This window comes from Achromobacter sp. ACM01 (assembly GCF_014851745.1).
Lineage (GTDB): Bacteria > Pseudomonadota > Gammaproteobacteria > Burkholderiales > Burkholderiaceae_B > Achromobacter > Achromobacter aegrifaciens.
This window is the reverse complement of the sequence record NZ_JACVAF010000002.1, coordinates 531,690-557,094: the sequence shown is the minus strand read 5'-3', so window position 1 is coordinate 557,094 and position 25,405 is coordinate 531,690. Positions and strand designations below refer to the sequence as shown.

The 25,405-nt window shown below is 67.0% G+C and carries 21 protein-coding genes; 10 read left to right on the top strand and 11 right to left on the bottom strand.

Annotated elements, in window-relative coordinates; genetic code table 11:
• Window positions 1-108: 108 nt before the first annotated feature.
• The 5 genes from IB268_RS11020 to IB268_RS11000 form a co-directional block, all read right to left on the bottom strand.
• A complete protein-coding gene (locus IB268_RS11020; protein WP_192354230.1) occupies window positions 109-1,161 on the bottom strand; it encodes a FecR family protein in 1,053 nt (350 codons plus the stop codon).
• Window positions 1,158-1,826: an RNA polymerase sigma factor gene (locus IB268_RS11015; protein WP_054454765.1), complete on the bottom strand. Its 669-nt coding sequence runs from the start codon at window positions 1,824-1,826 to the stop codon at window positions 1,158-1,160. The genes IB268_RS11020 and IB268_RS11015 overlap by 4 nt, the downstream gene beginning before the upstream one ends.
• Window positions 1,827-1,925: 99 nt before the next feature.
• Window positions 1,926-2,393, bottom strand: coding sequence for a YMGG-like glycine zipper-containing protein (locus IB268_RS11010; protein WP_192354229.1), 468 nt, complete (start codon window positions 2,391-2,393; stop codon window positions 1,926-1,928).
• A gap of 110 nt (window positions 2,394-2,503) precedes the next feature.
• Window positions 2,504-3,868, bottom strand: a complete 1,365-nt coding sequence (locus tag IB268_RS11005; RefSeq protein ID WP_192354228.1) for a GAF domain-containing protein — start codon at window positions 3,866-3,868, stop codon at window positions 2,504-2,506.
• Complete coding sequence (locus IB268_RS11000) at window positions 3,865-4,356, bottom strand: pyridoxamine 5'-phosphate oxidase family protein (protein WP_192354227.1); 492 nt, start codon at window positions 4,354-4,356, stop codon at window positions 3,865-3,867. Before IB268_RS11000 ends, IB268_RS11005 begins: the two co-directional genes overlap by 4 nt.
• 218 nt (window positions 4,357-4,574) lie before the next feature.
• On the opposite strand from IB268_RS11000, the gene IB268_RS10995 reads away from it, so the two are divergent.
• Window positions 4,575-5,318 (top strand): hemerythrin domain-containing protein, encoded by a 744-nt coding sequence (locus IB268_RS10995; protein WP_125470354.1) that lies wholly within the window; start codon window positions 4,575-4,577, stop codon window positions 5,316-5,318.
• 9 nt (window positions 5,319-5,327) lie between these two features.
• On the opposite strand, the gene IB268_RS10990 is transcribed toward IB268_RS10995, so the two are convergent.
• Window positions 5,328-6,173, bottom strand: coding sequence for a DUF4189 domain-containing protein (locus tag IB268_RS10990; RefSeq protein WP_054454772.1), 846 nt, complete (start codon window positions 6,171-6,173; stop codon window positions 5,328-5,330).
• 369 nt (window positions 6,174-6,542) lie between these two features.
• Here IB268_RS10990 and IB268_RS10985 point away from each other — a divergent pair, with 369 nt between their 5' ends.
• From IB268_RS10985 to IB268_RS10960, 6 genes are all read left to right on the top strand, one after another.
• On the top strand, window positions 6,543-7,106 hold the full coding sequence (locus IB268_RS10985) for a hypothetical protein (protein WP_054454773.1): 564 nt from the start codon (window positions 6,543-6,545) through the stop codon (window positions 7,104-7,106).
• A gap of 14 nt (window positions 7,107-7,120) precedes the next feature.
• Complete coding sequence (locus tag IB268_RS10980) at window positions 7,121-7,894, top strand: hypothetical protein (RefSeq protein ID WP_192354226.1); 774 nt, start codon at window positions 7,121-7,123, stop codon at window positions 7,892-7,894.
• A 221-nt stretch (window positions 7,895-8,115) separates the two neighbouring features.
• Window positions 8,116-8,793, top strand: a complete 678-nt coding sequence (locus IB268_RS10975; RefSeq protein WP_054454776.1) for an N-acetylmuramoyl-L-alanine amidase — start codon at window positions 8,116-8,118, stop codon at window positions 8,791-8,793.
• 104 nt (window positions 8,794-8,897) lie between these two features.
• The gene (locus IB268_RS10970; protein WP_054454777.1) at window positions 8,898-10,064 is read left to right on the top strand and encodes an efflux RND transporter periplasmic adaptor subunit; all 1,167 of its coding nucleotides are present in this window, start codon (window positions 8,898-8,900) and stop codon (window positions 10,062-10,064) included.
• Complete coding sequence (locus tag IB268_RS10965) at window positions 10,061-13,141, top strand: multidrug efflux RND transporter permease subunit (RefSeq protein WP_192354225.1); 3,081 nt, start codon at window positions 10,061-10,063, stop codon at window positions 13,139-13,141. The genes IB268_RS10970 and IB268_RS10965 overlap by 4 nt, the downstream gene beginning before the upstream one ends.
• Window positions 13,138-16,227, top strand: a complete 3,090-nt coding sequence (locus IB268_RS10960) for an efflux RND transporter permease subunit (protein ID WP_192354224.1) — start codon at window positions 13,138-13,140, stop codon at window positions 16,225-16,227. The genes IB268_RS10965 and IB268_RS10960 overlap by 4 nt, the downstream gene beginning before the upstream one ends.
• Before the next feature lie 21 nt (window positions 16,228-16,248).
• Here IB268_RS10960 and IB268_RS10955 read toward each other — a convergent pair whose 3' ends face one another.
• The 4 genes from IB268_RS10955 to IB268_RS10940 form a co-directional block, all read right to left on the bottom strand.
• Entirely contained in the window at window positions 16,249-17,229 is a 981-nt protein-coding gene (locus tag IB268_RS10955) for a tripartite tricarboxylate transporter substrate binding protein (RefSeq protein WP_244300399.1), read from the bottom strand.
• Window positions 17,230-17,262: 33 nt separating this feature from the next.
• Window positions 17,263-18,249, bottom strand: a complete 987-nt coding sequence (locus IB268_RS10950; protein ID WP_054454785.1) for a tripartite tricarboxylate transporter substrate binding protein — start codon at window positions 18,247-18,249, stop codon at window positions 17,263-17,265.
• 2 nt (window positions 18,250-18,251) lie between these two features.
• Entirely contained in the window at window positions 18,252-19,448 is a 1,197-nt protein-coding gene (locus IB268_RS10945) for a CaiB/BaiF CoA-transferase family protein (protein WP_192354223.1), read from the bottom strand.
• An 89-nt stretch (window positions 19,449-19,537) separates the two neighbouring features.
• Window positions 19,538-20,476 carry a hydroxymethylglutaryl-CoA lyase gene (locus IB268_RS10940; protein ID WP_192354222.1) on the bottom strand — a complete coding sequence of 313 codons (939 nt, stop codon included), beginning with the start codon at window positions 20,474-20,476 and terminating at the stop codon, window positions 19,538-19,540.
• A 199-nt stretch (window positions 20,477-20,675) separates the two neighbouring features.
• Here IB268_RS10940 and IB268_RS10935 point away from each other — a divergent pair, with 199 nt between their 5' ends.
• Window positions 20,676-21,404, top strand: a complete 729-nt coding sequence (locus IB268_RS10935) for an IclR family transcriptional regulator (protein WP_119451136.1) — start codon at window positions 20,676-20,678, stop codon at window positions 21,402-21,404.
• A gap of 878 nt (window positions 21,405-22,282) precedes the next feature.
• Here IB268_RS10935 and IB268_RS10930 read toward each other — a convergent pair.
• Complete coding sequence (locus tag IB268_RS10930; protein WP_175180844.1) at window positions 22,283-22,993, bottom strand: TetR/AcrR family transcriptional regulator; 711 nt, start codon at window positions 22,991-22,993, stop codon at window positions 22,283-22,285.
• 219 nt (window positions 22,994-23,212) lie between these two features.
• On the opposite strand from IB268_RS10930, the gene IB268_RS10925 reads away from it, so the two are divergent.
• Both IB268_RS10925 and IB268_RS10920 read left to right on the top strand, forming a co-directional pair.
• Entirely contained in the window at window positions 23,213-24,472 is a 1,260-nt protein-coding gene (locus tag IB268_RS10925; protein WP_192327563.1) for an alpha/beta hydrolase, read from the top strand.
• A gap of 23 nt (window positions 24,473-24,495) precedes the next feature.
• On the top strand, window positions 24,496-25,395 hold the full coding sequence (locus IB268_RS10920; protein ID WP_192354221.1) for a VOC family protein: 900 nt from the start codon (window positions 24,496-24,498) through the stop codon (window positions 25,393-25,395).
• Window positions 25,396-25,405: the final 10 nt, after the last annotated feature.

Here is a 25,405-nt window from a genome sequence, read left to right as displayed (position 1 = left end):
GTTGTTGGCCGCTACCGGCCTTGCGGGAGTAAACGGATTCCGGGGCGGGATTGGGAACCCGCACACCACATGCGAATAAAAATAATTTTCAGGCAGGCGCCTGGACGCTCAGCGATCCAGGATCAGGTAGCCGCCGTCGGGCGCGCGCTTGACCTGCACCGGGAGCAGATCCGGCAAGGCTTCCAGGAATGCGGCGGGCGCATTGGTCGCGGCAAAGCCCGAGACCGGCAGGGACTTCAGGCCCGGGCTGGCCAGCGCCACCGGCTTGCCCAGGTACTGCGCGACTTCCTGGACCACTTCGCCCAGCGGCGTGCGCCGGTACACCAGACGGCCATTGCGCCACCCGCCCACGCCGTCCGGCACCGCTGCCACTGCCTGATAGGTGGCGTTTCGCGCATCCACGGTCACGCCTTGCTCGGCGTTCAGCGACAATTCCGGCGTGGCCTTGTCGCGATCGGGCTGCACACGCACACGGCCGTGCGACACCTTGACGACGACCTGATCCGGGGTGTTGCGCACATTGAAGGCCGTGCCCACCACGGTGATCCGGCTTTGCCGTGCATCGACGGTGAACGGACGGCTGGTATCCGGCGCCACGTCAAAGAACCCTTCGCCCTGGTTCAGCACCAGCTCGCGGCGCCGCGGGTAGTAGCGGACCTCCAGCGTGCTGCCGAAATTCAGCGCGACATGGGAGCCGTCGGGCAGGTCCAGCTGACGCACCTCTCCCGCCGCCGTGCTCACGCTCAACACATAACCGGGCGTGTTGTCCCAGCGATACCAACCGTAGCCGCCGCCCACGACCAGCGCCGCACAGGCGGCGGCGAAGGTCTTCGAAAAGACGGGTTGCCCCAGCAGCGCGCCCCAGAAACGCGGCTGGGTGGAGGCCTTCCGCGAGGCGCGTCGCGGCAAGCGCGGGGATGGACGGCTGGTCGCCTGCGCGTCGCAGGCCAAGACGGGGCGAGGCGCCTGCGACAGGTCATCCCAGGTTCGCGATACCCGCGAATAGGCCTGCCGATGCGCGGGCTGGGCGGCCAGCCAGGCATGCAATTCCTGCTCATCAGCGTCCGACCAGCTGGCGTCCTGGCGACGCACCAGCCATTCAGCCGCCGCTTCGTGCAAGGCGAGCGTGTCCGGCGAGGCAGAGGAAGACGGTTCGGTCATGACGAGGCGGAGTCGCTATTGTTGTTCTTGTCCAGGCCGGCGTCATCGCCAGCGGGCCGATGCAATTGCTGCATCTGGGCAACCGTAGCATAGTGCACGCGGACCTCGCAGTAAGCGATTGCCCGCGCCAGATGCTTGACCACCATGCGCCGCGATATCTGCATGCGGGCGGCGACTTCGTCCTGCGTCAATCCATCGAAACGGCTCAGCACAAAGGCTTCGCGCTGGCGTTCGGGGAGTTCCTGCAAGGCCTCGCCCAGGCGCGCCAACCGTTGCTGATGCGCGGCAGCGCGCATGGGGCATGAAGCATCGCCCGCCGCTAGGGCCCGCACGCCCTCTTCTGCTTCATCGAGCGACACGGTCTGCAGGCGCCGCCCCGCCTTGCGCTCGCGGAATTCGTCCGCCACGCCGTTCAATACCGTCCTGCGCAGGTATGCGCCCTGCTCATCGGAAGAATCCAGCGCGGGATTGGCCGCCACCCATTTGACGACGCCATCGTGCAGCGCGTCCTCGGCGCTGCCGATGCTGCCCTTGAAGCGGGCCAGGCCGCGCATGAGCGGCAAGCGCCAGCGCGCATAGGCTTTGGCGATCGCGCTGGAATTTCCGTTCTGGTCGTCGGCGGATGCGGGCGTCGTGTCGGACGCCAGCAAAGGGTTGCGGCTCATGCGGCGCGGGTCGGTTGAAAGTGGCCGAATTGTACTGAGATTTATTCTCAGTCGCAATGCAGCGCACCCCCAGCCCGTTCACCCGTCAACCCTCGCGCCTCACGGCGCCACTTGATACCCGCGCTGCTGCATGCAATTGCTATATGTGGAGGCCGCTGCCGCATTCTGCTGCGACGCTTCGGCGCGATCCTGGCGGCGGTCCTGGCGTTGCCGCGAACCGCCCACGACCATCCCCGCCGCCGCCGCGTCTTTCGCCTGGTTCTGCCGGTACTGCTGCTTGGCATCATCGCTCATCCGGTCGTAGACCTCCTCGTGCTGATTGCCGCGCGCGCCGGCTACTGCCGCACCCGCAACCGCGCCCGCGGCGGCGCCACGGACCCGTCCACCAGATTTAGGATCGTTCGTGCTGGTGCTGGCGCCGCTGCCTGCCAGGGCCTGGCATGCGCTGATGTCCTGCTGGGTGGTTTGGGGCGACTGCCCTTTGAGCGGGGTTACCGTCTGTGCGGTGGCGCACAGGCAGAACAAGGAAAGAAGCGTCGCGGTACAGGGGTGTATGGACTTTTTCATGAAAAACTCCATTGATGTTGAGAAGCCCTCGACGACTCAGTTTAGCTCCGCATTCCGGGCCGGAATCAACTGCAGGTGCCAGCCTGGAACAAGTATTTTCCCCGCAGGAATCACCCTGACAGCCCGCCGGCGGATTCCAGCGACAGCGCCCTGCCCGGCACCAGTTCATAGCAGCCGCGGCGCAGTTTGCGGATCTGCAAGGGCCCGCCCCAATCCGCCAGGCGGCGCTGCAACAGCAGCAGGCGCACGCCCAGGTTGTCCTGCACATCGGGCAAGCCCAGAGCGCTTCCGGCCAGCCGCAATTCCCGCGTGGAAAAGCCCCAGCGCCCGTGGCGCTGCGCATCGCAGGCCAGCTTCCACAGAATCGCTCCCGCCACGCCCTTGATCAGATATTGCCCGTCGATGAAGACCGTGCCGTCACGTGGAAAGTAGCGCAAGCAGAGAGGTGCGCCCGGGTGCGCCGCGGGCCCGGCCGGCGCCTCGTCCGGCAACTGCGCACCCGCATCCAGCTCGGCGCCTTGCAGCGTAAGCAGCGCCTGCGCCAACTGCGCGCACAACACCGCCAAGGCATCCTCGTCGTCATACCCGAAGAACTGGTCGCTCTCGCTTTCGACCAACAGCGCACCCACGGTGCGCCCCCGCGCGCGCAGCGGGACGGCCAACTGGCTGCAGGGGGTGGCCAAGCCAGGCAGCGCGATGGGCAAGCCGTCGATCGGGCCCAGCCCGCTGGCCATCTCGTGCAGGGTGCGGCCGTACCGGTACATGCGCGCCATATGACCTATGCGCAACGCCACGCCCGCGCGCGCGGCGACGCCCGCCAGGCCGGCCTCGGCCAGCGGCACTTCGGCGCCCACGCCCTGCTGCGCATAGCCCATGCTGGCCAAGGCATACAGAGTCTGGCGTTGCTCATCCAGCAGCCAAAGAATGGCGTGGTTCACGGCCAGGTCGCGGCGCAAGCCGTCCATGGCGACCTGGGGCAACCGACTCAGCTCGTCGCATTCGGCAAGCCGTGCCGACACGGCCCGCGCGCCGGCCGCCAGATCGCAGCGCGGCTGCAGCGTCGGCAGCGGCGCGCCGCCGTGCATAGGCTGGATGTCCAGCACCTCGTAGATGTCGGCGCCGCGCAGCCGGAACACGTGTTCCATGCCGGTATGCGCGGCAATGCCGGCCAGCTTGGCGCGCAGGCGCTCGAACACGGGACCTTCGGTTTCGGTGCGCAGATAACGCAATTGCAGAGCCAGGCTAGCCCCGGTGCAGGGGTCTTCCACCATCAGGCTGGCGCGCCCGGTGGAGAGTATGTTCTCGCGGCTGCGGTTAAAGAACTGGAAGGTCAACGCCACGTGGCCGCCATCCACGTACTCCACGTGCGACAGCAGATTGACATGGGGAACGCCATCGGCCGAGACGCTGCACAAGGTGGGTGGGATGCCGCCATCCAGGACGCGGCGGACCGCCAGCAAGGTCAGCGCGCTCATGGGCCAGGCTCCAGTTCCACTGCCTGCCCGGCATTTGGACCCGGCGTCTGGTTCCAGGCGCCCGCCACAGTAAAGCGCAGCGCCACCAGTTCGTGCACCGCTACGCCGTACCAGTGATCCAGGAAAGGCGCGCCGGCGAATCCGTCGACTTCGGCAAGTTCCTGAGTCATCGTGTTGCGCCGCAATGCCAGCAACGCGGCATGCGCGGGCAAGGCGGCGTCGACGCAGGCGTCGCGGCCTTTTAGGTGCAGCGTGCGGTTCGTGCGGGGCGACGTGGCCAGCATGGCGACCTGGGCGGTTTCGCGGATGGCGGCCACGACTCGAGGCGCGGCATGTTCGGCCAACAGCACCAGCATACGGCCGTCCGGCAGCGTATCGGCGGCCAGGGCCCTGCAGACATGGGGATTGCCGTCTCGATCACAGCTGCCCAGGCGCAGCGAAGGCAGCGTGGGCAGGCACAGGCTCCATTCGGCGGGCAGTATGGGCACGGCAGGAACCCCCTGGGCTGTTGAAGCTCGACGGTGCCAGAAATCATAGCCCCGGATCGCATGCCGTTTAGCGTTTTTTTAGCGCTTGCTTAACAAACTCTTAGCAACGCGGTTCCCGCGGCGTTCCTACACTTTCCTTGCCCGGTTTCCGGACCGAATCCGGCCATTACCGGGCAGCCGGCAAACGCCTCGCCATCCCTCTTTTCAAGGCCTGCACCATGAACCGCAATACCGAAGCCCAGTATTTCCCCACGTCCAGCGCCGGCATGGCGCCGCGCATGGACATTTATGTCGGCATCCACAAAGCCTTGCGCGCCATGATGCTGGATACGCTGCAGGCTGTGGGCCGCGTCGACGTGGACGATCCCGCCGAAACGCGCGCGGTCTGCGAGCGCGTGCAGGAACTGGCCGATATCTGCGCCAGCCATCTGGGGCACGAAAACGATTTTGTGCATGCGGCGATGGAAGCGCGCCGCCCCGGGTCCAGCGGCCGCATCGCCGCGGAGCATGTCGAACATCTCGCGGCGATTGCCCAATTGCGCACCGCGGCGTCCGCCTTGCTCGCCGCCGACTGTGGCGCAACGCAAGCAGAAGCCGCGCTGCTGCTGTACCGGCAACTGGCGCTGTTCGTGGGCGAGAACTTTGCCCATATGCACGTTGAGGAAACGCAGCACAACCAGGTGCTGTGGTCCTGCTACAGCGACGATGAGCTGCGCGCGCTGGAGGGCGCCATCGTGGCATCGCTGCCGCCGGCGGAGAACCTCTGCATCATGCGCTGGATGGTTCCGGCGATGACGCCCGCCGAGCGCGCCGAACTGCTGGCGGGCGTGCAGGCTGCCGCGCCCGCCCCTGTCTACAACGCCGTGCTCGACGCGGTGCGGCCGCATCTGGCCCGCGAAGATTGGGTCAAGCTGACCCGCGCGCTGACACCGGCCGAGGCCGCCGTACGGATCGTGGCCTGAAGGCCCCGATCAATTCGCCTTCTCGTCCTCGCCCTTGTAACCGCTGATATAAGCCCGCCCCGAGCAGCGCACGAAGGCCACGCAGGTCAGGCCGCCGCTCTTGGCGTCGCAGGTGGCGCGCGCTTCGTTGCGCGCGGCCACCGGATCGGGATTCTTCGCGGTAAAGCTGGTGCCGCGGCCCTTGCTGCCCTTGCCCCAGGCCATGCCGACGCAGGTGTCGGTATAGGTGAGCACCGTGCGGCAGCCCACGCAGTCTTCCCACTTGAGCAAGGCGTCGACCGCTTCCTTCTCGCTCGGATAGCCATCGGCATAGGTCAGCTGGCCCGAGTCCTTTTCAGCCACGGAGCCCCAGTAGCCGCGCGAATCCAGCTTGGCCGACAGGGCTTCGAGCTGGGCGGGCGTGGCGGTGTCGGGCGCCTTCAGGTCGGCTTCGCTGTAGCCCGGGCCGACGCACAGGGGCATGACAGCAAGCTTGCACTTGCCGTCGGCGCTGTCGTTGGTGCAGGTGCGGATGGCCTTCTTCGCGGCGACCTCCGACGACACGCTGGCGCCCCAGAACAGGTCGCCGCGCGAATTGCGCGAGAACGCCACGCAGCTGTCGGAGAATGAGGTGACGCTCTTGCAGCCCTTGCCCCCGGCCTTGTTGCACTTGGCCAGCGCGGCGTCCTGCGCTTCCTTGGTGGAGGTTTCGGGCATGACCCAATACAGCTTGGCGTGCGCTTCGTCGGTGGCCACGGCGCCGTACAGCGTGTCGGCGTGCGCCGCTGGGGCAGCCAAGCCCAGCGCCAGCGCGCCTGCGCCGGCCAATGCGGCCACGGTGGAACGGAACTGAACGAGCAATCGCGCGAGCATCATGGGTGTGCAATATCCAGTGGTTGTGGCGCCGTGCGCCTCGCGATCTGCCATCGCCAAGGCGCCCCCGGGGCGCAGAACGCGCGGATCGTAGCACGTTACAGTTTGTCTTCCTCTCCCCGCTTTCTCACGTTTCCAGGTATTACGTAACCAATTTTTCAGCGGGAGAAAGCCGATGCGCCACTATTTTTTCGTTAACATTCTGCCCTCGCAGCGCAGCGTCAGACGACCGCCTGCAGGTGTACGCCGCACTGCCAGCGCTCGGGCGCCGCGATACGACTAGTCACGAAACGAAACTAAAACAAGACAAAATCTTGCGGCCGCTGAATTATGTTCCGGCACGCCGGATCTTTGAGGGAGCTAGGGCTCAGCATGAATAAATCGCGACTCCGTTCGACCTGGTTGCTGGGCCGCGCCCTGCCGGCGGCCCTGGTCCTTGCCGCCTTGGCCGGCTGCGCGCCGATGCCCACGGGCGGCAGTTCCACGCTGCCCTCGCTGACCAACATTTTTTCGTCCGGGCTGTCGTTCTCGCCCAGCGTGAACGTGGCCAAGAACATGAAGGGCCGTCCGGTCGGCGACGCCATCACGGCGCTGGGCGAACCGTCGAAGAAGCGCGGCGTGGGCAACACGATGGAGCTCATCTGGTCGGACTACCAGACCGCGCCCTATACGGAATGGGTCTCGACCGGCACCTCCCAGCAGGTGGTGGGCATGATTCCGGCCACCTCGACCAGCGCCGCGACCCCCGTCTTCCAGAACACCAACCACGGCTATTACAACAACCGCACCAAGGTCTACGAATGCACCGTGGTGATGCGCATGCAGAACAGCGTCATCATCGACAGCCAGGTGGACGGCAATGTCTGCCCCGAATTCATCGCCGCGCTGCGCAAGTGGGCGGGCGAGCGTGAAGCCAACAACTACCGCAGCAATTAAGGCAGCGCCCCCTCTTGTCGAACAAACTCGGAGCCCGCCATTTCCTCGCGGCGACGGCTGACGCCATGCGCCAGCAGGGCCGCGCCATGCTGGCCGCGGCCCCCTTGTCGCTGGCGCTATTCATCCTGTCGCTGCCTTTCGCCTTGCTGATCACCAACCTGTTTCCGTACGGGAATGGGCTGTTCATGGCGCTGGCGCTGATCAACCTGATTGCGTTGGCGCGCATGACCTGCGCCTGGCATCGCGTCGTCCAGCCGGCGGACTTGACGGACGTCGGCGCCACCCGCGGCATCGCGGCGCAGGCCCGTCATCTGGCGTTGCTCTGCGCGCTCGTCATTGCAGGCACTGCGATGGCCCGCACCACCGGGGACCTGCCCTATGTGATCTACATGGTGCTGGCGGGATCGAATGACGCCGTGTTCTGGAGCGTCTTGTGCGCCGCGCTGGCGCTGATCTGGGTGCCCACGCTGTACGCGCTGGCAATGTATGGACTGAGCCTGCCGCGCGCGGCGGTAGCCGGCGAGTACCGTTTCCACGCCGCGCGCGCCGCCATGCCGTACAAGCCGTGGCCGCTGATGCTGGCGCTGCTTATGTTGATCGCGGCGGCCGGCCATGCCGGCTACATCCTGGGCATGCTCGCGTACGGCTACCCGGACGTTGGACTGGCGCGGGCAGCGATGAGCGCACTGCTCTGCGTCCCGCTCGTGTTTGTGGTGGCAACGATGTATGCGGTTGCCTATCGCGATTCCTGCGAACCGGCTGCGCGGACACTCTCCAGCCGTTCTTGAGCCCGAGTGCAGGCCGTCCAACGAGGCGTGAAGCACGTCTTTTGCTCCCATGCCCTAGTCCAGATCCGACGATCGCGGATACTCGATTTGGAGTATTGCCCGGCCACGCCAGAACTGCAAAAGTCGCTGACAGCGGTTCCCGGGCCACCGCGTCGTCGATCATGATGCCGCAGGCCCCTCCCCCAAGTACTTATGAGCACGAGGAATCTGGAGGTGTCGCCATGGACCCCAAGAGTTTTCATTTCCTGCTTCCAGCGGACAAGCGCCCGTCATTCAGCCCGCTGAACGAGGAGGTACACCCCGACTTCCCCTGGCTGACCGCGAATCGCGCTCGGTCGCGCGGAGCGGACGTCTTCGCGGTCATCGACACGATCGTGATCCACGCGACGGCGGGTTATGCCACGCAGCACGCCATTGACAACTGGAAAGTCAGAAAGGCGAGCGCCCACTGGATCGTCCCGGATGAAGACGAGCCGCAGCATGGCCACTTCGTCTGGTCCGTGGTCGCCGAAGCCAAGGCGGCATTCCATGTCGGGGACGTCAACTACGCGCCGCATCTGGGCCAGGGTCCGAACGTCAACAACCGCAGCCTGGGGATCGAGATCGTCAACACCCAGGATGTCCAGAATTACAAGGATCCCTATTCGGCTTGGCAAATCGAAGCGACGGCCCGGATCATTACCTATGCCTGGAGCAAGTATCCGAACCTGAAGCATGTCATTTCGCATGCCAAGCTGGACCCGAATCGCCGGTCGGATCCCGGAATCAACTTTCCCTGGTCCAAGCTGGAGAATCTGGTGTTGTCCCATACTGCGGTAGCGCAACGGAACCCGCTTGTGTTTGCCGCCTATGCCGGCGCGCCGCGAGCCGATTATCCGGGGAACTGCTGCGGGCCCTGATCGCGAAGCCGCTCGAAGCTGACATTTCACTGACTTAAAAACGCGAATAGTTTTTATTCATATAGAATCCGGACTGTCCGTAACCCCATAGCCTGGCAGTCCCGATGTCCCTGCCCCTTTCCACGGGCCCTCATTTCCCACGCAAACGCCTGGTCCTGATCGCCGCCGCGCTGGTCATATTGGCTGCCCTGGCGCTCTGGTACGTCGGGTCCAAGGGCACGCCCGCCGCGCGTCCGCCCGAGTATGGCCAGATCCCTGTCGCCGTCGCGGTCGAGGCTGCCAGCGCCGGTCCGCTGCAGCGCGACCTGCACGCGCTTGGCACCATCACGCCCCTGGCGCAGGTGACCCTGCGCAGCCAGGTCGACGGCGAATTGCTGAAACTGCATTTCACCGAAGGCCAGGCCGTGACGCGCGGCCAGTTGCTGGCGGAGATCGATGCGCGCCCCTACATTGCGGCGCTGGCCTCGGCCGAAGGCGAACTGGCGCGCACCCAGGCGCTGCTCGAGAACGCCGAGGCCGATCTGCAGCGCTACCGCAAGCTGGCGCGCCAGGAAGCGGTGTCGGGTCAGCAATTGGATACCGCCGAAGCCCAGGTGCGCGCCTATGCGGCCCAGCGGCTACGCAACCAGGCCCAGGTGGCCGACGCGCAGCGCCTGCTGGACCACACCCGTATCGTTGCGCCCCACGACGGCCGCATCGGGCTGCGCCGCATCGACGCCGGCAATCACGTGCGCGCGGCCGACGCCGACGGCCTGACCACGCTGGTCCAGACCCGGCCGATCTCGGCGCTCTTCAGCATTTCCGAAACGCGCCTGGACATCCTGCGCCAGGCCCAGGCGCGCGACGCCGCGCTGCGGGTCCAGGCCTGGGACGCGGACGACCGCCGCCTTCTGGCCGAAGGCACTTTGGAGGCGCTGGACAACCGCATCCAGGCCGCCAGCGGCACCGTCCGGCTACGCGCGCGCTTTGCCAACGCCGACGAATCGCTGTTTCCGAACCAGTTCGTGAACATCCGGCTGGCGGTGGTACAGCAGGACAACGTCATTTCCATTCCCACGGCCGCGGTGCAGTACGGCTCCGAGGGCGCCTTCGTGTTCGTGATCGGCGAGGACACGCGCGCCACGCGCCGCGTGCTGGAGCTGGGCCCGGCCAACGCTGGCCGCATCGTGGTGCAGGCCGGCCTGGCCGAAGGCGAACGCGTGGTGGTCGAAGGCGTGGACCGCCTGCACGACGGCCGCGACGTGCAAATTGTCGAATCGCAGAAATCATGAGCCTGTCGCGCCCCTTCATCCTGCGCCCCGTCGCCACGTCCTTCCTGATGATCGCCCTGCTGCTGTCGGGCATCCTGGCGTGGCGCATGTTGCCCGTGGCGGCGCTGCCGCAGGTGGATTACCCCATCATCCAGGTGACCACGCAGTACCCCGGCGCCAGTCCGAACGTGACGGCGCGCACCGTCACCGCGCCGCTGGAACGGCGCTTCGGGCAGATACCGGGCCTGAAGCAGATGTCCTCCACCAGCGGCAGCGGCATCTCTGTGATCACGCTGCAATTCGCGTTGGACGTGTCGCTGGGCGTGGCCGAGCAGGAAGTCCAGGCGGCCATCAGCGCCAGCGGCGCGCTGCTGCCCAATGACCTGCCGACGCCGCCCGTGTACCGCAAGGTCAACCCCGCCGACGTGCCTATCCTGACGCTGGCGGTCACGTCGGATTCCCTGCCCTTGCCCCAGGTCTACGACCTGGTCGACACCCGCATGACGCAGCGCCTGTCGCAGTTGTCCGGCGTGGGCATGGTCAGCCTGGCGGGCGGCCAGCGGCCGGCGGTGCGGGTGCAGGTCAATCCCATGGCGCTGGCCGCGCGCGGCCTGCAGCTGGCCGACGTGCAGGAAGCCATCAGCAAGGCCAATTCGAACCAGCCCAAGGGCAGCTTCGACGGGCCGGTGCGCTCGGTCATCATGGACGCCAACGACCAGCTGCAAAGCGCCGAGGAATACCGCGAACTGATCGTGGCCTGGCGCAACGGCGCGCCGGTGCGGCTGGGCCAGGTCGCCACGGTCGAAGACGGGGCGGAAGACCGCTATCTGGCCGCCTGGGTCGACAAGCAGCCGGCCGTGCTGGTCAACATCCAGCGCCAGCCGGGCGCCAACGTCATCGCCGTGGCCGACCAGGTCAAGGCGCTGCTGCCGCAACTGACGGCCAGCCTGCCCGCCGCCGCGCAGGTCCGCGTGCTGACGGACCGCACCGAGAGCATCCGCGCATCGGTGCGCGGCGTGCAATGGGAACTGGCCTTCGCCGTGGGCCTGGTGGTGTTGGTGACGTTCCTGTTCCTGCGCAACCTGCCCGCCACGCTGATCCCCAGCCTGGCGGTCCCCTTGTCGCTGATCGGCACCTTCGGCTTCATGCATCTGGCGGGCTTCTCCACCAACAACCTGACGCTGATGGCCCTGACGATAGGCGCGGGCTTCGTGGTGGACGACGCCATCGTGATGCTGGAAAACATTGCGCGCTACCGCGAGCAAGGCCACAGCCCCATGTCGGCCGCGCTCAAGGGCGCCGGCCAGATCGGCTTCACGCTGGTGTCCCTGACGCTGTCGCTGATCGCCGTGCTGATTCCGCTGCTGTTCATGGAAGACGTGGTGGGCCGTCTGTTCCGCGAGTTCGCGGTGACGCTGGCGGTCGCCATCCTGATATCGCTGGCGGTGTCGCTGACGCTGACGCCGATGATGTGCGCGCGGCTGCTGCCCGCGCACGAAGCGACGCGCCCGGGGCTGCTGGACCGCATCCAGGCCGGCTACGCCCGTTGGCTGGACCTGACCTTGCGCCATCAACGGCTGACGCTGGCCGTGATGCTGGCGACGGTGGCGCTGACCGGGCTGCTGTACCTGGCCGTACCCAAGGGCTTCTTCCCGACCCAGGACGGCGGCACGCTGCAAGGGGTCACGCAATCGTCCCAGAGCACCTCGTTCGACGCCATGTCGCGGCGCCAGCAGGCGGTGGCCGAGACACTGCTGGCCGACCCCGACGTGGCCAGCCTGTCGTCCTTCATCGGCATCGACGGCATGAACACCACCTTGAATACCGGCCGCTTGCTGATCAACCTGAAACCCTGGTCGGACCGCAGCGCGCCGCTGGCGGACATCATGGCGCGGCTGGATGCGCGCGCGCGCGAGGTCCAGGGCATCTCGCTCTATCTGCAGCCGGTGCAGGAACTCAACATCGAGGACCGCGTGAGCCGCGGCCAGTACCAGTTCACGCTGACCTCCCCCGACAGCGCGCTGTTGGCGCGCTGGACCCATGCCCTGACCGAACGCCTGGCGCAGTCGCCCGCGCTGGCCGACGTTTCCACCGACCTGCAAGGCGACGGCCGCCAGGCCTACCTGCAGGTCTCTCGCGACGCCGCCGCCCGCCTGGGCGTGACGATGGACGACGTGGCGCAGACCCTCTACAACGCCTTTGGGCAGCGCCAGGTGGCCACCCTGTTCACGCAGTCCAACCAGTACCGGGTCGTGCTGGAAGTGGACCGCAAGCTGGCGCTGAACCCGGACGCGCTGGAACGCATCCATCTGCAGACCGAGGACGGCCAGGCGATCCCGCTGTCGGCGCTGGCCACCGTCAGCGAACGCGCGGCGCCGCTGGCCGTGAACCACCTGTCGCAGTTCCCCGCGGTCAATCTGTCCTTCAACCTGCCCGCCGGCGGCTCCCTGGGAGAGGCCATCGCAGCGATCGAATCGGCGCGGCAGGAGATCGGCATGCCGGTCAGCGTGGAGCTGCGCTTGCAGGGGGCTGCCGCGGCCTTCCAGGCCTCGCTGTCGAACACGCTGTGGCTGATGCTGGCCGCGGTGGTCACCATGTACCTGGTGCTGGGCATGCTGTATGAAAGCGCCATCCACCCGGTGACCATCCTGTCCACCCTGCCCTCGGCCGCGGTGGGCGCCTTCCTGGCGCTGCTGCTTACCGGGCGTCCGCTGGACCTGATCGCCGTCATCGGCATCATCCTGCTGATCGGGCTGGTGAAGAAGAACGGCATCATGATGGTGGACTTTGCCCTGGAGGCAGAACGCTCGCGCGGCCTGGCGCCGCAGGCCGCCATCCGCGAAGCCGCGCTGCTGCGCCTGCGTCCCATCCTGATGACGACGCTGGCCGCGCTGTTCGGCGCGCTGCCGTTGATGCTGGCCACGGGCTCGGGCGCGGAACTGCGCCAGCCGCTGGGCTGGGTCATGGTGGGCGGGCTGCTGGTCAGCCAGGTGCTGACCCTGTTCACCACGCCCGTCGTGTACCTGTTCTTCCACCGCCTGGGCCAGCGCCCCAGCGCCGCGGCCGCCAAGCCCGGGGTTGAAGGCCCGGCGCCATGATCCGCGCCTTGCTGCACCGCCCGACCGCCTGCATCTTCCTGGCGATCGCGCTGACCCTGCTGGGCGCGGTCGCGTGGCGGCTGCTGCCCGTGGCGCCGCTGCCCCAGGTCGACTTTCCCACCATCGAGGTGCGCGCCGAACTGCCGGGCGCCAGTCCCGAAAGCATGGCCAGCACCGTGGCCGCGCCGCTGGAGCGCGCGCTGGGCAGCATCGCCGGCGTCAGCGCCATGACGTCCTCCAGCAACCAGGGCGCGACCCGCGTACAGCTGCAGTTCGACCTGGATCGCGACATCAACGAGGCCGCGCGCGACGTGCAGGCGGCCATCAACGCGGCCCGCGCCGAGTTGCCCGCCGGCATGCCCGGCAATCCCAGCTATCGCAAGGTCAACCCGTCCCAGGCGCCGATCATGGCACTGGCGCTCAGTTCGCCCACCCGTCCCGCGGGCGAACTCTACGACCTGGGCTCGACCGTGCTGGCGCAGAAGATATCGCAGATCAACGGCGTGGGCGAAGTAACCATGGGCGGCAGCTCCCTGCCCGCGGTGCGCGTACAGGTCAATTCCAACGCCCTGGCCCACTATGGCGTGGCGCTGGATGAAGTGCGCCAGGCCATCGCCGACGCCGCGCCCATGCGGCCGCAAGGCCAGTTGGATTCCGCCAGCCGGCGCTGGGAAGTCGGTACGCCCGAACAACCCCGCGCCGCGGGGGACTACGAAAGCCTGATCGTGCGCCACCAGGACGGCGCCGTGATCCGGCTGTCGCAGATCGCACGCGTCAGCGATTCCGTCGAAAACCGCTACAGCAGCGGCTTTCACAACCGCAACCCGGCCGTGGTCCTGACAATCAGCCGCCAGCCCGGTTCGAACATCATCGAAACCATAGGCGCCATCAACCAGGCCCTGCCCGGCCTGCGCGCGCTGATGCCGGCCGACGTGGACCTGACCGTGGCGCTGGACCGCTCGCCTGGCATCAACGCCACCTTGCGCGAAGCGCACATCACGCTGGGGCTGGCCACCGCGCTGGTGATCCTGGTGGTGTGGGCGTTCCTGGGCAATGCACGGGCCGCGGCCATTCCCAGCGTGGCGATTCCGGTGTGCCTGATCGCCACTTTCGCCGTCATGTACCTGTGGGGCTTTTCGCTGAACAATCTGTCGCTGATGGCGCTGATCGTCGCGGCCGGCCTGGTGGTGGACGATGCCATCGTGGTGCTGGAGAACATCTCGCGCCATATCGAGCGCGGCCTCTCGCCGCGCAAGGCCGCGCTGCGCGGCGTGCGCGAAGTAGGCTTCACGCTGGTGGCCATGACCGTGGCGCTGAGCGTGGTTTTCGTATCCATCCTGTTCATGGGCGGCCTGGTCGAGCGGCTGTTCCGCGAGTTCTCCATCACCCTGGTCGCCGCCAACGTCATCTCGCTGGTGGTCTCGGTCGCCATCATCCCCAGCCTGTGCGCCCGCTGGCTCAGGCCCGCCGTTCCCGCCGCGCACATGGCGAACGCGCGTCCATCGCGCATGCAGGCGATCTTCGAACGCCTGCATGCCTGGTACGGCAACACCCTGTGGCGGGTGCTGGGCCATGCCCGCCTGACGCTATTGCTGCTGGCCGGCGTGGTGGGGCTGAATGTCTACCTGTACGTGCAGGCGCCCAAGGGCTTCCTGCCGGTGCAGGACACCGGCCAGTTGGTGGGCTTCGTGCGCGGCGACGACGGCTTCTCGTTCCAGGTCATGCAGCCCAAGATCGACCAGTACCGCCAACTGGTGCTCAAGCATCCGGCGGTGCAGGACGTCATCGGCTACAACGGCGGCAGCCTGGGCATCAGCAATTCCCTGTTCCTGATCCGCCTGAAGCCCGCCGCCGAACGCCAGGAATCGTCGACCGAGGTCATCAACTGGCTGCGCACCAATGCGCCGGCAGTGCCGGGCGGCATGTTCTTCCTGAACGTGGACCAGGACCTGCGCATGCCCGGCGGGTTCGGTAATTCGGGCGACCATGAACTGGCCATCATGGCCAGCGACGTGCCGGCGCTGCGGCAATGGTCGCGCAAGATCTCCAAGGCCATGCAGGAGATCCCCGAACTGCGCGACGTCGACGCGGAAGGCGACGGCGCCACCCAGCAGGTCGTGATCGACATAGACCGCGCCGCCGCGCAGCGCCTGGGCGTGGACATGGGCACCATCAGCAGCGTGCTCAGCAACTCGTTCAGCCAGCGCCAGGTCGCCACGCTGTACGACGCCATGAACCAGTACCGCGTGGTGCTGGAGCTGGACCCGCGCTACACCGAGGACCCCGAGGTGCTGGAGCAGGTGCAGGTGGTCGCCGCCGACGGCACGCGCGTGCCGCTGACGGCCTTCGCCACTTATGACTACGGCCTGGTGAACGACCGCGTGTTCCATGACGGCCTGTTCGCCGCCGTGGGCGTGGGCTTTTCACTGGCCGAGGGCGTATCGCTGCAACAGGCCCTGGCCGCCATCGACAAGACCATGGCCGAGCTGATGGTGCCCTCGTACATCCAGACCCGCCTGGGCGGCGATGCGCGCAACTTCCAGCAAAGCCTGCAGGACCAGCCCTGGCTGATCCTGGCGGTGCTGGTCGCGATCTACCTGGTGCTGGGCATCCTGTACGAAAGCCCGCTGCATCCGCTCACCATCCTGTCGACTCTGCCGTCCGCCGGCGTGGGCGCGCTGCTGGCGCTGCGTCTGGCCGGCATCGAATTCACGCTGATCGCGCTCTTGGGACTGTTCCTGCTGGTGGGCATCGTCATGAAGAACGCCATCCTGATGATCGACTTCGCGCTCAGCCTGGAACGGCGCGAAGGGCTCACGCCGGAACAGGCCATCCACCGCGCCGCCATGCTGCGGCTGCGGCCCATCGTCATGACCAACCTGGCGGGGCTGCTGGGCGCCCTGCCCCTGGTGCTGGGTATGGGCGAAGGCTCCGAGCTGCGCCGCCCGCTGGGCATCGCCATCGTCGGCGGGCTGATGATCAGCCAGTTCTTGACGCTGTACACCACGCCGATCGTGTATCTGGCGCTGGAGAGGCTGCGGTTGAAGTGGAAGGCTGGCCGGCTGCGTCCTGGCCCCGAGGCCTGACGCAGGGCCCAGCCTGCAGGGTCAGTCCGGGAGTATTCCCGCCGCCTTGATGACCTGCGCCCATTTGCGCTGCTCAGCCCGCTGGAAGTCCGCCAGTTCGCCCGGCGTGCCGCCTGCCGGAATCGCGCCCAGTTCAGCCAGGCGCTGCTTCACCGCCGCGTCGCCCAGGGCCTGGTTGATGGCCAGGGACAACTTTTGCTGCACCGCCTGCGGCGTGCCTGCCGGCGCATACATCGCAAACCAGGACGAGGCTTCGAAATCCGGCGCGCCCAAGGCCTCGGCCATGGTTGGCACTTCTGGATAGTCCGGCAGCCGCTGCGCTGTCGTGACAGCCAGCATGCGCAGTTTGCCGGCCTTCACGAAAGGCGTGCTGGTCAGCAGCGTATCGAACATGACCTGGACCTGACCCGCCACCAGATCGGTCACTGCCGGGCTTGAGCCCTTGTAGGGAATGTGGGTCATGGAGGTGCCGGTCTTGTACTTGAAATACTCCGGCACCAGATGGGAAGAGCCACCATTCCCCGCCGAGCCGTAGTTCACGCGATCTGGGTGGGCTTTCAGGTAGTCCACGAGCTCGCCCACGGTCTGCGCCGGCATCTGTTGCGGGTTGATCACGACTGCGATGGGCACCGTAAGGACCAGCGCCAGGGGCGTGAAGTCCTTGTTCGCATCGTAGGGAATGTCGGGATAGAGCCCCGGATTGATCGCCATGGTGCCGATGCTGGCCATCATCAGCGTGTATCCGTCCGGCTTGCTGCGGGCGACGTCGCCTGCGCCGATGAAGCCATGCGCGCCGGCCTTGTTCTCGATGACGAAAGGCGTGCCCAAGCGGTCGGAGAGCGCCTTGCCGACCACGCGCGCGGCGATATCGGTCGGACCGCCTGCGGGAAACGGTACGACCAGACGGATGGAACGTTCGGGCCATTGCGACCCGCTACTGCCCAGCGCGGGCTGTGCCACGACAGCGCAGGCAAGCGCGGCAATTCCTAAAAGATGCTTCACGGATTTGTCTCCTGGTATGGTCTGCGGCGCGCGTCAGGCGGCGGTCTGGATGCCGGCTTCGCGTATCAGGCGCGCCCACTTCTTCTGTTCTTCCTGGATGTAGCGCTGCGCGGCCTCCGGAGATCCGCCCATGGCCGTACTGCCCTCAGCGGTGAACATGGCAACTGTGGCCGGATCCGCCAGCACCTTCTCCACTACCGCATTGACGGCCCGGACCACCTCGGGCGGGGTGCCGGCCGGCGCGACCAGCGCCTTCCAGTCCAGCGCCTCGAAGCCCTCGTAGCCGGACTCGGCCACGGTGGGCACATCGGGCAGGATCTCCAGCCGCGCGCGCGAGCTGACGGCCAACGGCCGCAGCACCTTGCCCTTGAGCATTTCCTGCGCGGCCTGCGGCGTGGCGAACATGTAGTCGGTATTGCCGCCCAACAAGTCGTTGAGCGCAGGCGCCGCGCCGCGATAAGGCACGTTAAGCACTTGGAACTTGCCCTGATAGGCGAGCAGTTCGCCCGCCAGATGGCCCACCGTGCCGGAACCCGCCAGCGCCTGCTTGATGGCGCCAGGCTCGGCCCGCGCGTCCTTGATCAAGTCGGCCAAGGTCTGCCAGCGTGCGTTGGCCTTGACCACCAGCACGACCGGCAGCGATGCGATCAGGGAGACCGCCGCGAAGTCCTTTTCCGCGTCGAAGGGAATCTGCGGCATCAGGGCGGGATTGATGGCCAGGTTGGCGGTCTGGCCCAGGCCCAGCATGTAGCCGTCCGGCTTGGCCTTGGCCACGAAATCCATGCCGATGTTTCCGCCCGCGCCGGGTCGGTTCTCCACCACCACCGACCAGCCGGCCAGCGCCGTGACCTTGGCCGCGATGGCGCGCGCCACTGAGTCCGTGCCGCCGCCCGGCGTATAGGGAACGATAAGGCGCACAGGCCGCCCGTTCGGATAGGCGGCTGCGGTCTGGGCGCGCAGCGGCAAGGCCGCAGCGCACATCGCCGCGCCCAGGAAAGCGCGGCGGGATAGCGTGATCATGGTTAGTCTCCTTGTGTGATTTGCCTTGCTTTCAAGGCTGCGATTTCGTCGTCGCGATAGCCGACGCCGCGCAGCAGCGCGTCGGTGTGTTCGCCCACCGCAGGCGGCTGCAGGCGTATTCCGGGCTGGGCGCCGCCCAGCGTGAAGGGCGCGAGCGGCGCCAAGGACTCGCGCCCATCCTCCAGGGTGATGGGCGCGAGGCCGCCGGTAGCCGCCAGATGCGGATCGTCGAACAGTTGCTCAGGCCGCGTGATCGGCGCGAAGGGCAACCCTTCATGCTCGAACACCGCCGCCAACTCGGCCGCGCTGCGGTCCGCCAAGTGCGAGCGCAGCTGCGGCATCAGCCAGTCGCGCGCCTGCACGCGGTCGTTGTTGCTGGCCAGGCGCGGATCGGCCAGCAGCTCGGCCAAGCCGAAGGCGCGACAGAAGATGCCCCATTGCTTGTCGCTGACCACGGCCAGGAAGATCTGTTCGCCGCCCTTGACGGTGAACACGTCATAGATGGCCCAGGCCGAGATGCGGCCGGGCATGGGCGCGGCAGCGCGTCCGGTGACGGCGTACTGCATCATGTGCTGCCCCACCAGGAAGACGTTGTTCTCGAACAGCGAGGCCTGCACTTCCGTGCCCTCTCCCGTCTGCTCGCGCTGCGCCAGGGCCGCCATGGCGCCGATGGCGCCGAACATGCCGCCCATGATGTCGTTGACGCTGGCGCCCGCACGCAGCGGATCGCCGGGACGCCCCGTCATATAGGCCAGACCGCCCATCATCTGCACGACTTCATCCAGCGCCGTCCGGTGTTCGTAGGGTCCGGGCAGGAAGCCCTTGTGGCTCACGTAGATCAGGCGGGGATTGCGTTGCTTGAGCGTGGCGTAGTCCAGGCCCAGCTTCTGCATGACGCCGGCCTTGAAGTTCTCGCTCACGATGTCGGCGGAATCAATCAGGCGCAACGCGGCCTCTATGCCCTCGGGCTGCTTCAGGTCCAGGGCGATGCTCTTCTTGTTGCGGTTGAACATGGGGAAGAAGCCCGCGCCCGACCCGAGCAGGCGGCGCGTGTTGTCGCCGCCTATCGGCTCAACCTTGATGACTTCGGCGCCAAGGTCCGCCAGCAGCATGCCGCAGGTCGGGCCCATGACCATGTGAGTGAATTCGACGACGCGGATGTTTTCGTACGGAAGGCGCGGATGGGCGTGGCTGGACATGGGTGTGGATCTTCTGCAAGTAAGGGCCATTACGGCAAAGGCCGGCCTGGCCGCGTGTATCTAGGTCGTAGGCCTGCGGGAATGGCCGATCAGGCCCGCTGGACGAATCCGTTGGGCAAGCCGGCGTCGGGGGTCATGCCATACAACGGCTCGCCGGGCAGGCCGGCCGCCAGCGGCGCGCGTGCGGCAAGGATTCCATTCAGGTCAATGCCTGTGCGCACGCCCATGGCCTCGAACATGAAGACCAGGTCTTCGGTGACGACGTTGCCGGACGCGCCCGGCGCATAGGGGCAACCGCCCAGGCCGCCCAGCGAACTATCAAAAGTGCGCACGCCTTCCTCCCAGGCAGCGAGGCAGTTGGCCAGGCCCAGGCCACGCGTGTTGTGCATGTGGGCCGCGCCCGCCTGCTCCCCGATTTCTGCGCGCAGGCGACGGAACAGCCGCCGCACTTGCGCGGGATTGGCATAGCCCACGGTGTCCGACAGCCCCGATTCGTCGGCGCCCGCGGCCACGCACAGCGCCGCCAGGCGGATGACCTCGTCTTCGGGCACCACGCCCTGCAAGGTGCAGCCGAAGGCCGTTGAAATGCCGGCCTCCAGCTTCACCGCGGGAGCCAGCTCGTCGCGCAGCCGCGCGATCGCCCGGACCTCCTCCACCATTTCCTCGGGCGTCTTGCGCACATTGGCCAGCGAATGCTCACGGCTGGCGGAGACCGGCATCGTCAGCTTGTGGACGCCGGCCCGCAACGCCGCCTCGGCGCCGCGCAGGTTGGGCACCAGCGCCATGACGGTAAGCGCCGGATGGCGCGCCGCATGCCGCACCACCTCGGCAGCATCCGCCATCTGCGGCAGCAGGCGCGCCGGCACGAAGGAAGCCACTTCGATTTCGCGCACGCCAGCCGCGACCAGCGCGTCGATCCAGCGCAGCTTGTCGGCGGTGGGCATGGTCGCCTTGACGGACTGCAAGCCATCGCGCGGACCGACCTCGCTGATCAGGACGTCGGGTTTGCGGTCGTTGGGCTGGGCCATGTTTGAAATCTCCAATAATTCTATCTTATAGAACGATGTTTCTTTAGATAGAATTATTGAATTCACCGACCGTAGCTGTCAAGCGCCGGGGCGTACAGGAAAACCACGAGCGGGGCATTAGGCAGCGCCTACAATGCCGTCATTCGTTCTAAAGGATGGAATATGGTCCCGCCCCGGAATCAACCCCACGGAGCCGCGCATGCCGCGTAAAGCCGCCACGGAATCACTGGCCGATACCGATGCCGCCCAAGGCGGCGTGGCTGCGGTAGACCGCGCGCTCAGCCTGATGTCGGTTTATGCGGCCGGCGACAAAGCTCTGTCACTGGGCGAACTGGCCGAGCGCACGCGTCTGTACAAGAGCACGGTCCTGCGACTGCTGGCGTCGCTGGAGCATGCCGGATGGATCCAGCGCCTGGACGATGGCCGCTATGCCCTGGGCGGAGAAATCGCCCGTCTGCACGGCATCTACGCAGCCTCGTTTTCATTGGAAGAGGTGGTCATGCCGGTATTGCGCGACCTGGTCGCGGCAACCGGCGAAAGCGCGGCCTATCACGTCCGCCAGGGCGATGCGCGTCTGTGCCTTTACCGCGTGGATTCGCCGCATCCGGTAAGAGACCACATCCGCGCGGGCGATCTGCTGCCGCTGGACCGCGGCAGCGGCGGACGCGTCCTGACGGCCTACGATCCCCTGCTGGGGCGGGCGCCGGGACCGGACCAGGAACTGCATGCGCGCATCCGCGCCGACGGTTATTTCGCAGCCATGGGCGATCGCCTGGCGGAAGTGGCGGGTATTTCCGCGCCCGTCTTTCTGCTCAATGGCGAAATCGCGGCGGCAGTGACGCTGACCGCGCCCGTCCATCGTTACGTTGCCGCCCATCTGGCAGCGGTACAGGAGGCGGCGCGGCGCCTGACGGGGAAAGTCGGTTAGCGGACCCGGAGCCGGGGCCCCACTGAGGAAGGGTTCTTGAGTCGCCGGCGTCCGGACTGCGGGATTCCGATGCTCGGCCCCGGTGGGGCTGCGCTTCGGATCCCTCCGCCCGGCCACCGGCTCACAGTATCTGCCCATGAACGGGGTTCGAAACTACCGCATTAGACGACTACCAGCCGAGGTGGCCCGGAGCCATCCGAAGCGCACCCCCTTGGGGCGAGCATCGGAATGGCGCAGGGCTGCCTCGGCGGCGAAAGAACCCTGACACCCGCAAGCTCGAAGCCCTGTCGCTTCGACTTTGTGAGGCTGGGTTCTTGAGCCACCGGCGTCCGGGCTGCGGGATTCCGATGCTCACCCCGGTGGGGCTGCGCTTCGGATCCCTCCGCCCGGCCACCGGCTCACAGTATCTGCCCATGAACGGGGTTCGAAACCACCGCATTAGGCGACTACCAGCCGAGGTGGCCCGGAGCCATCCGAAGCGCAGCCCCATTGGGGCGAGCATCGGAATGGCGCAGGGCTGCCTCGGCGGCTAGAGAACCCTGATATCCGCAAGCTCGAAGCGGTGAAGTGGAGTTCTTGAGTCGCCGGCGTCCGGGCTGCGGGATTCCGATGCTCGCCCCGGTGGGGCTGCGCTTCGGATCCCTCCGCCCGGCCACCGGCTTACGGCATCTGCCCATGAACGGGATCCAAACCCAACGCATTAGGCGACTGTCAGCCGAGGCGGCCCGGAGCCATCCGAAGCGCAGCCCCACCGGGGCGAGCATCGGAATGGCGCAGGGCTGCCTCGGCGGCTAAAGAACCCTGACATCCGCAAGCTCGAAACCCTGTCGCTTCGACTCTGTGAAACGTGGTTCTTGAGTCGCCGCGGTCCACGACAATCAAGGCTGCTGCCCGCCGGGCAACACCAGCTTCTCCAGATAATCCAGATCCTCGCGCACCAACCGCAAGGACTCGCTCACGTCCGGCGAGCGCGGCCGACGGGCAGCGTCGCGCAACAGCGATTGCACCGCCATGTCGGCCATGATGGCCGCGACTTCGGCACGGCTCAGGCGGCCGTCGGGCTTGTACCACCACGCCGACCAGTTGCACATGCCGATGAGACTGAAGGCGGCGACGTGCGGATCGACCATGCGGAACTGGCCGTCGCGGATGCCGTTTTCGATGACGCGGCTGAAGTTCTCCAGCACGTTGCGGCGCGACGCCTGCACGGCGGCGCGCTGCTTGGGCGTCATGTCGGCCTCGGTACGGTCGGCCACGCGGAACTCGGCGGTGCGCGACAGGATCAGGTCGGCATGCCGCGTGACCAGCGCGCGCAGCGCCTCGACCGGATCCAGGTCCTCGCGGGTGGCGGTCTCGCCGGCCATTTTCTTGGCCGCGCTCAGCACGTCCTCGGTCAGCGAACGCAGGATCTCGTCCTTGCTCTTGAAGTAGTAGTAGACGGCGGTGCGGCTCAGTCCCAGGGATTCGGCAATGTCCTGGATGCTGGTGCCGCCGCTGCCGCGCTTGATGAATAGCGTGGCAGCGGCGTCGAGTATGGCGGTGCGCAGCGCTTCGCCCTTCAGCGCTCCCTTGGTGCTTGCGTCGTTCACGTTGCGATGTTCCTCGAATGGACCGTCCGGGACGGCCCCGTCCCGAAATTATGGCATGCGCGTTTACGTCTCCAAGCCGCGCCGGCCGGCGTTTTCCCGCGACTGAGTCCCCAATTTTTGACGCTACTGTCAGTTTTTTAAATTTAATTGACACCAAAGTCAAATATTCGTCTAATACGTCAAACCGAGGTCCCAGGACCATCGCCACAGGAGACGAATGTGACTACCGCCGCCCCCTCCAGCCAGATCACCGCAGGCTTTCTCAACACCGATTGGAATCCGCGCGACCTGCCCGCCGGCGCCTCGACCCGCAACGTCGTGCTGCGCACCGCCGACGGCGCCGCCACTTCCGGATCGCTGTACCAGCCGGCCGGCCCCCGTCCCGACACCGTGGTCTGCGTGATGCATCCACGCGAGTTCATGGCCTGCCACTACCTGATCCCCGACATCGTCGGCGCCGGTCTTGCGGCGTGGTCGCAAGGGGCGCGCTCGGTCGGCAACGATCTCAGGCTGGAACACGAACAGGCGCTGCAGGACGTGGCCGCCGGCCTGCGCTTCCTGCGCGAACAGGGCTTCAAGAAAATCGTGCTGCTGGGCAATTCCGGCGGCGCCGGCCTGTATGCGTTCTATGCGCAGCAGGCCGGCCTGCCCGCCGGCGAGCGCGTCGCCCGCACGCCGGGCGGCAAGTCCAGCGGGCTGGATGAACTGGACATGCCCGAAGTACACGGCCTGGTGCTGGTGGGCCCGCACCCGGGCCAGGGCTCGCTGCTGCTGAACTGCATCGATCCGTCCGTCGCCGACGAGAACGACGCGCTGTCGGTAACGCCGGACCTGGATCCGCTGGCGCCCGAGAACGGTTATCGGCCCAAGGGCCAGGCGCGCTATGCGCCGGAGTTCGTCGCCCGCTACCGCCAGGCGCAGCGCGACCGCGTGGCGCGCCTGGACGCGCAGGCGCGGCAGATGATCGCCGACCGCCTCGCGGCCCGCGCCGACGTCAAGAGCGGCGCCGACGCCTCGGCCGAACGCCGGCGCCAGGCCGCGCACACGCCGGTGCTGGTGGTCTGGCGCACCGACGCCGACCTGCGTTGCCTGGACCTCAGCCTGGATCCTTCGGACCGCCACCCGGGCTCGCTCTGGGGCAAGGATCCGTACGCGTCGAACTACGGCGCCGTCGGCTTCGCCCGCTTCTGCACGCCCGAGAGCTGGCTGTCAACCTGGTCCGGCCTGTCTTCCAACGCCAGCATGGCGCGCACCGCCGGCGGCATCAGTCAGCCCACCCTGATCGTCGAATACACGGGCGACCAGGCCTGTTTCCCTTCCGACGTGCGCGCCATCCACGACGCCATCCCCGCGCCGGACAAGACCCACCTGCGCATCCGCGGCGATCACCACGGCCGCGCGCTGGTTGAAGGCGAAGAGCCCGGGCGCTACGCGGCCGGCCGCGAACTGGCCGCCTGGCTGCGCCAACGTTTCCTGTAATCCGAATGCCGACGGAGCAAGTCATGACTGCAACTCCCAAGACCCCCGCCCCCCTGCGCCTGCACGGCGTGGACCATACGGCGCGGCCCACCTGGCGCCTGCGCGAAACCGTCGCCTTCTATCGCGACATCCTCGGCCTGCCGCTGGTGCATGTGATCTCGGCGCGCGGCTGGGGTCCCGCCACGCACCCGGACTTCCTGCATTTCTTCTTCGACAGCGGCCAGGGCAGCACCATCGCCTTCTTCTACTACCTGGGTTCCGACGAACCCGAGGCGCTGCGCGGACGCAGCCGCATGCGGCCGCTGCCGGAAGACCACGTGTTCGACGCCACGCATACCGCCTGGCTGGTGGAAAGCGAGGACGAGCTCAAGGCCTGGAAGCAGAAGTTGCAGGATGCCGGGCTGGAAGTCTCGGTCGAAACCCGCCATGAAGTGATCGAATCCATCTACGTGCGCGATCCGAACGGCTATTTCATCGAATTCACGCGCAAGCTGCGGCCGCTGGGCGAAGTCGACTCGATCGACGCCGCCCTGACGCTGCAGGCGGCCATGCAGGCCGAAGCCGATGCGGAATCAACCGGCGGGCGCATCCAGCACATCGACGACGTCTGGGCGCGCAAGGCGGCGCTGCTGGAAGAGCGGCTGGAGCTGGCGGATGGCGGCGTCGAACCGTCCGTGCGGATCTTCGTGCCGCGCGTCGAAGAGTTTTCATCCCTGGTCGAGGACGCCTCGGGTCGCGAAAACTGCACCGTGGTGCCGGGCGAGCATTTCGACTGCATCGTCTCCGACGGCCCGGTGGAATTCCAGCGCAAGGCCCTGGGACTCAAGCCCGCCGTCTGGTATGGCTTGTTCACCGGCGGCGTCAGCGGCACGATCGACGTACTGGACCGGGACCGCGTGCGGATCTCGGCCGCGCGGCACTGAGACACGGGCC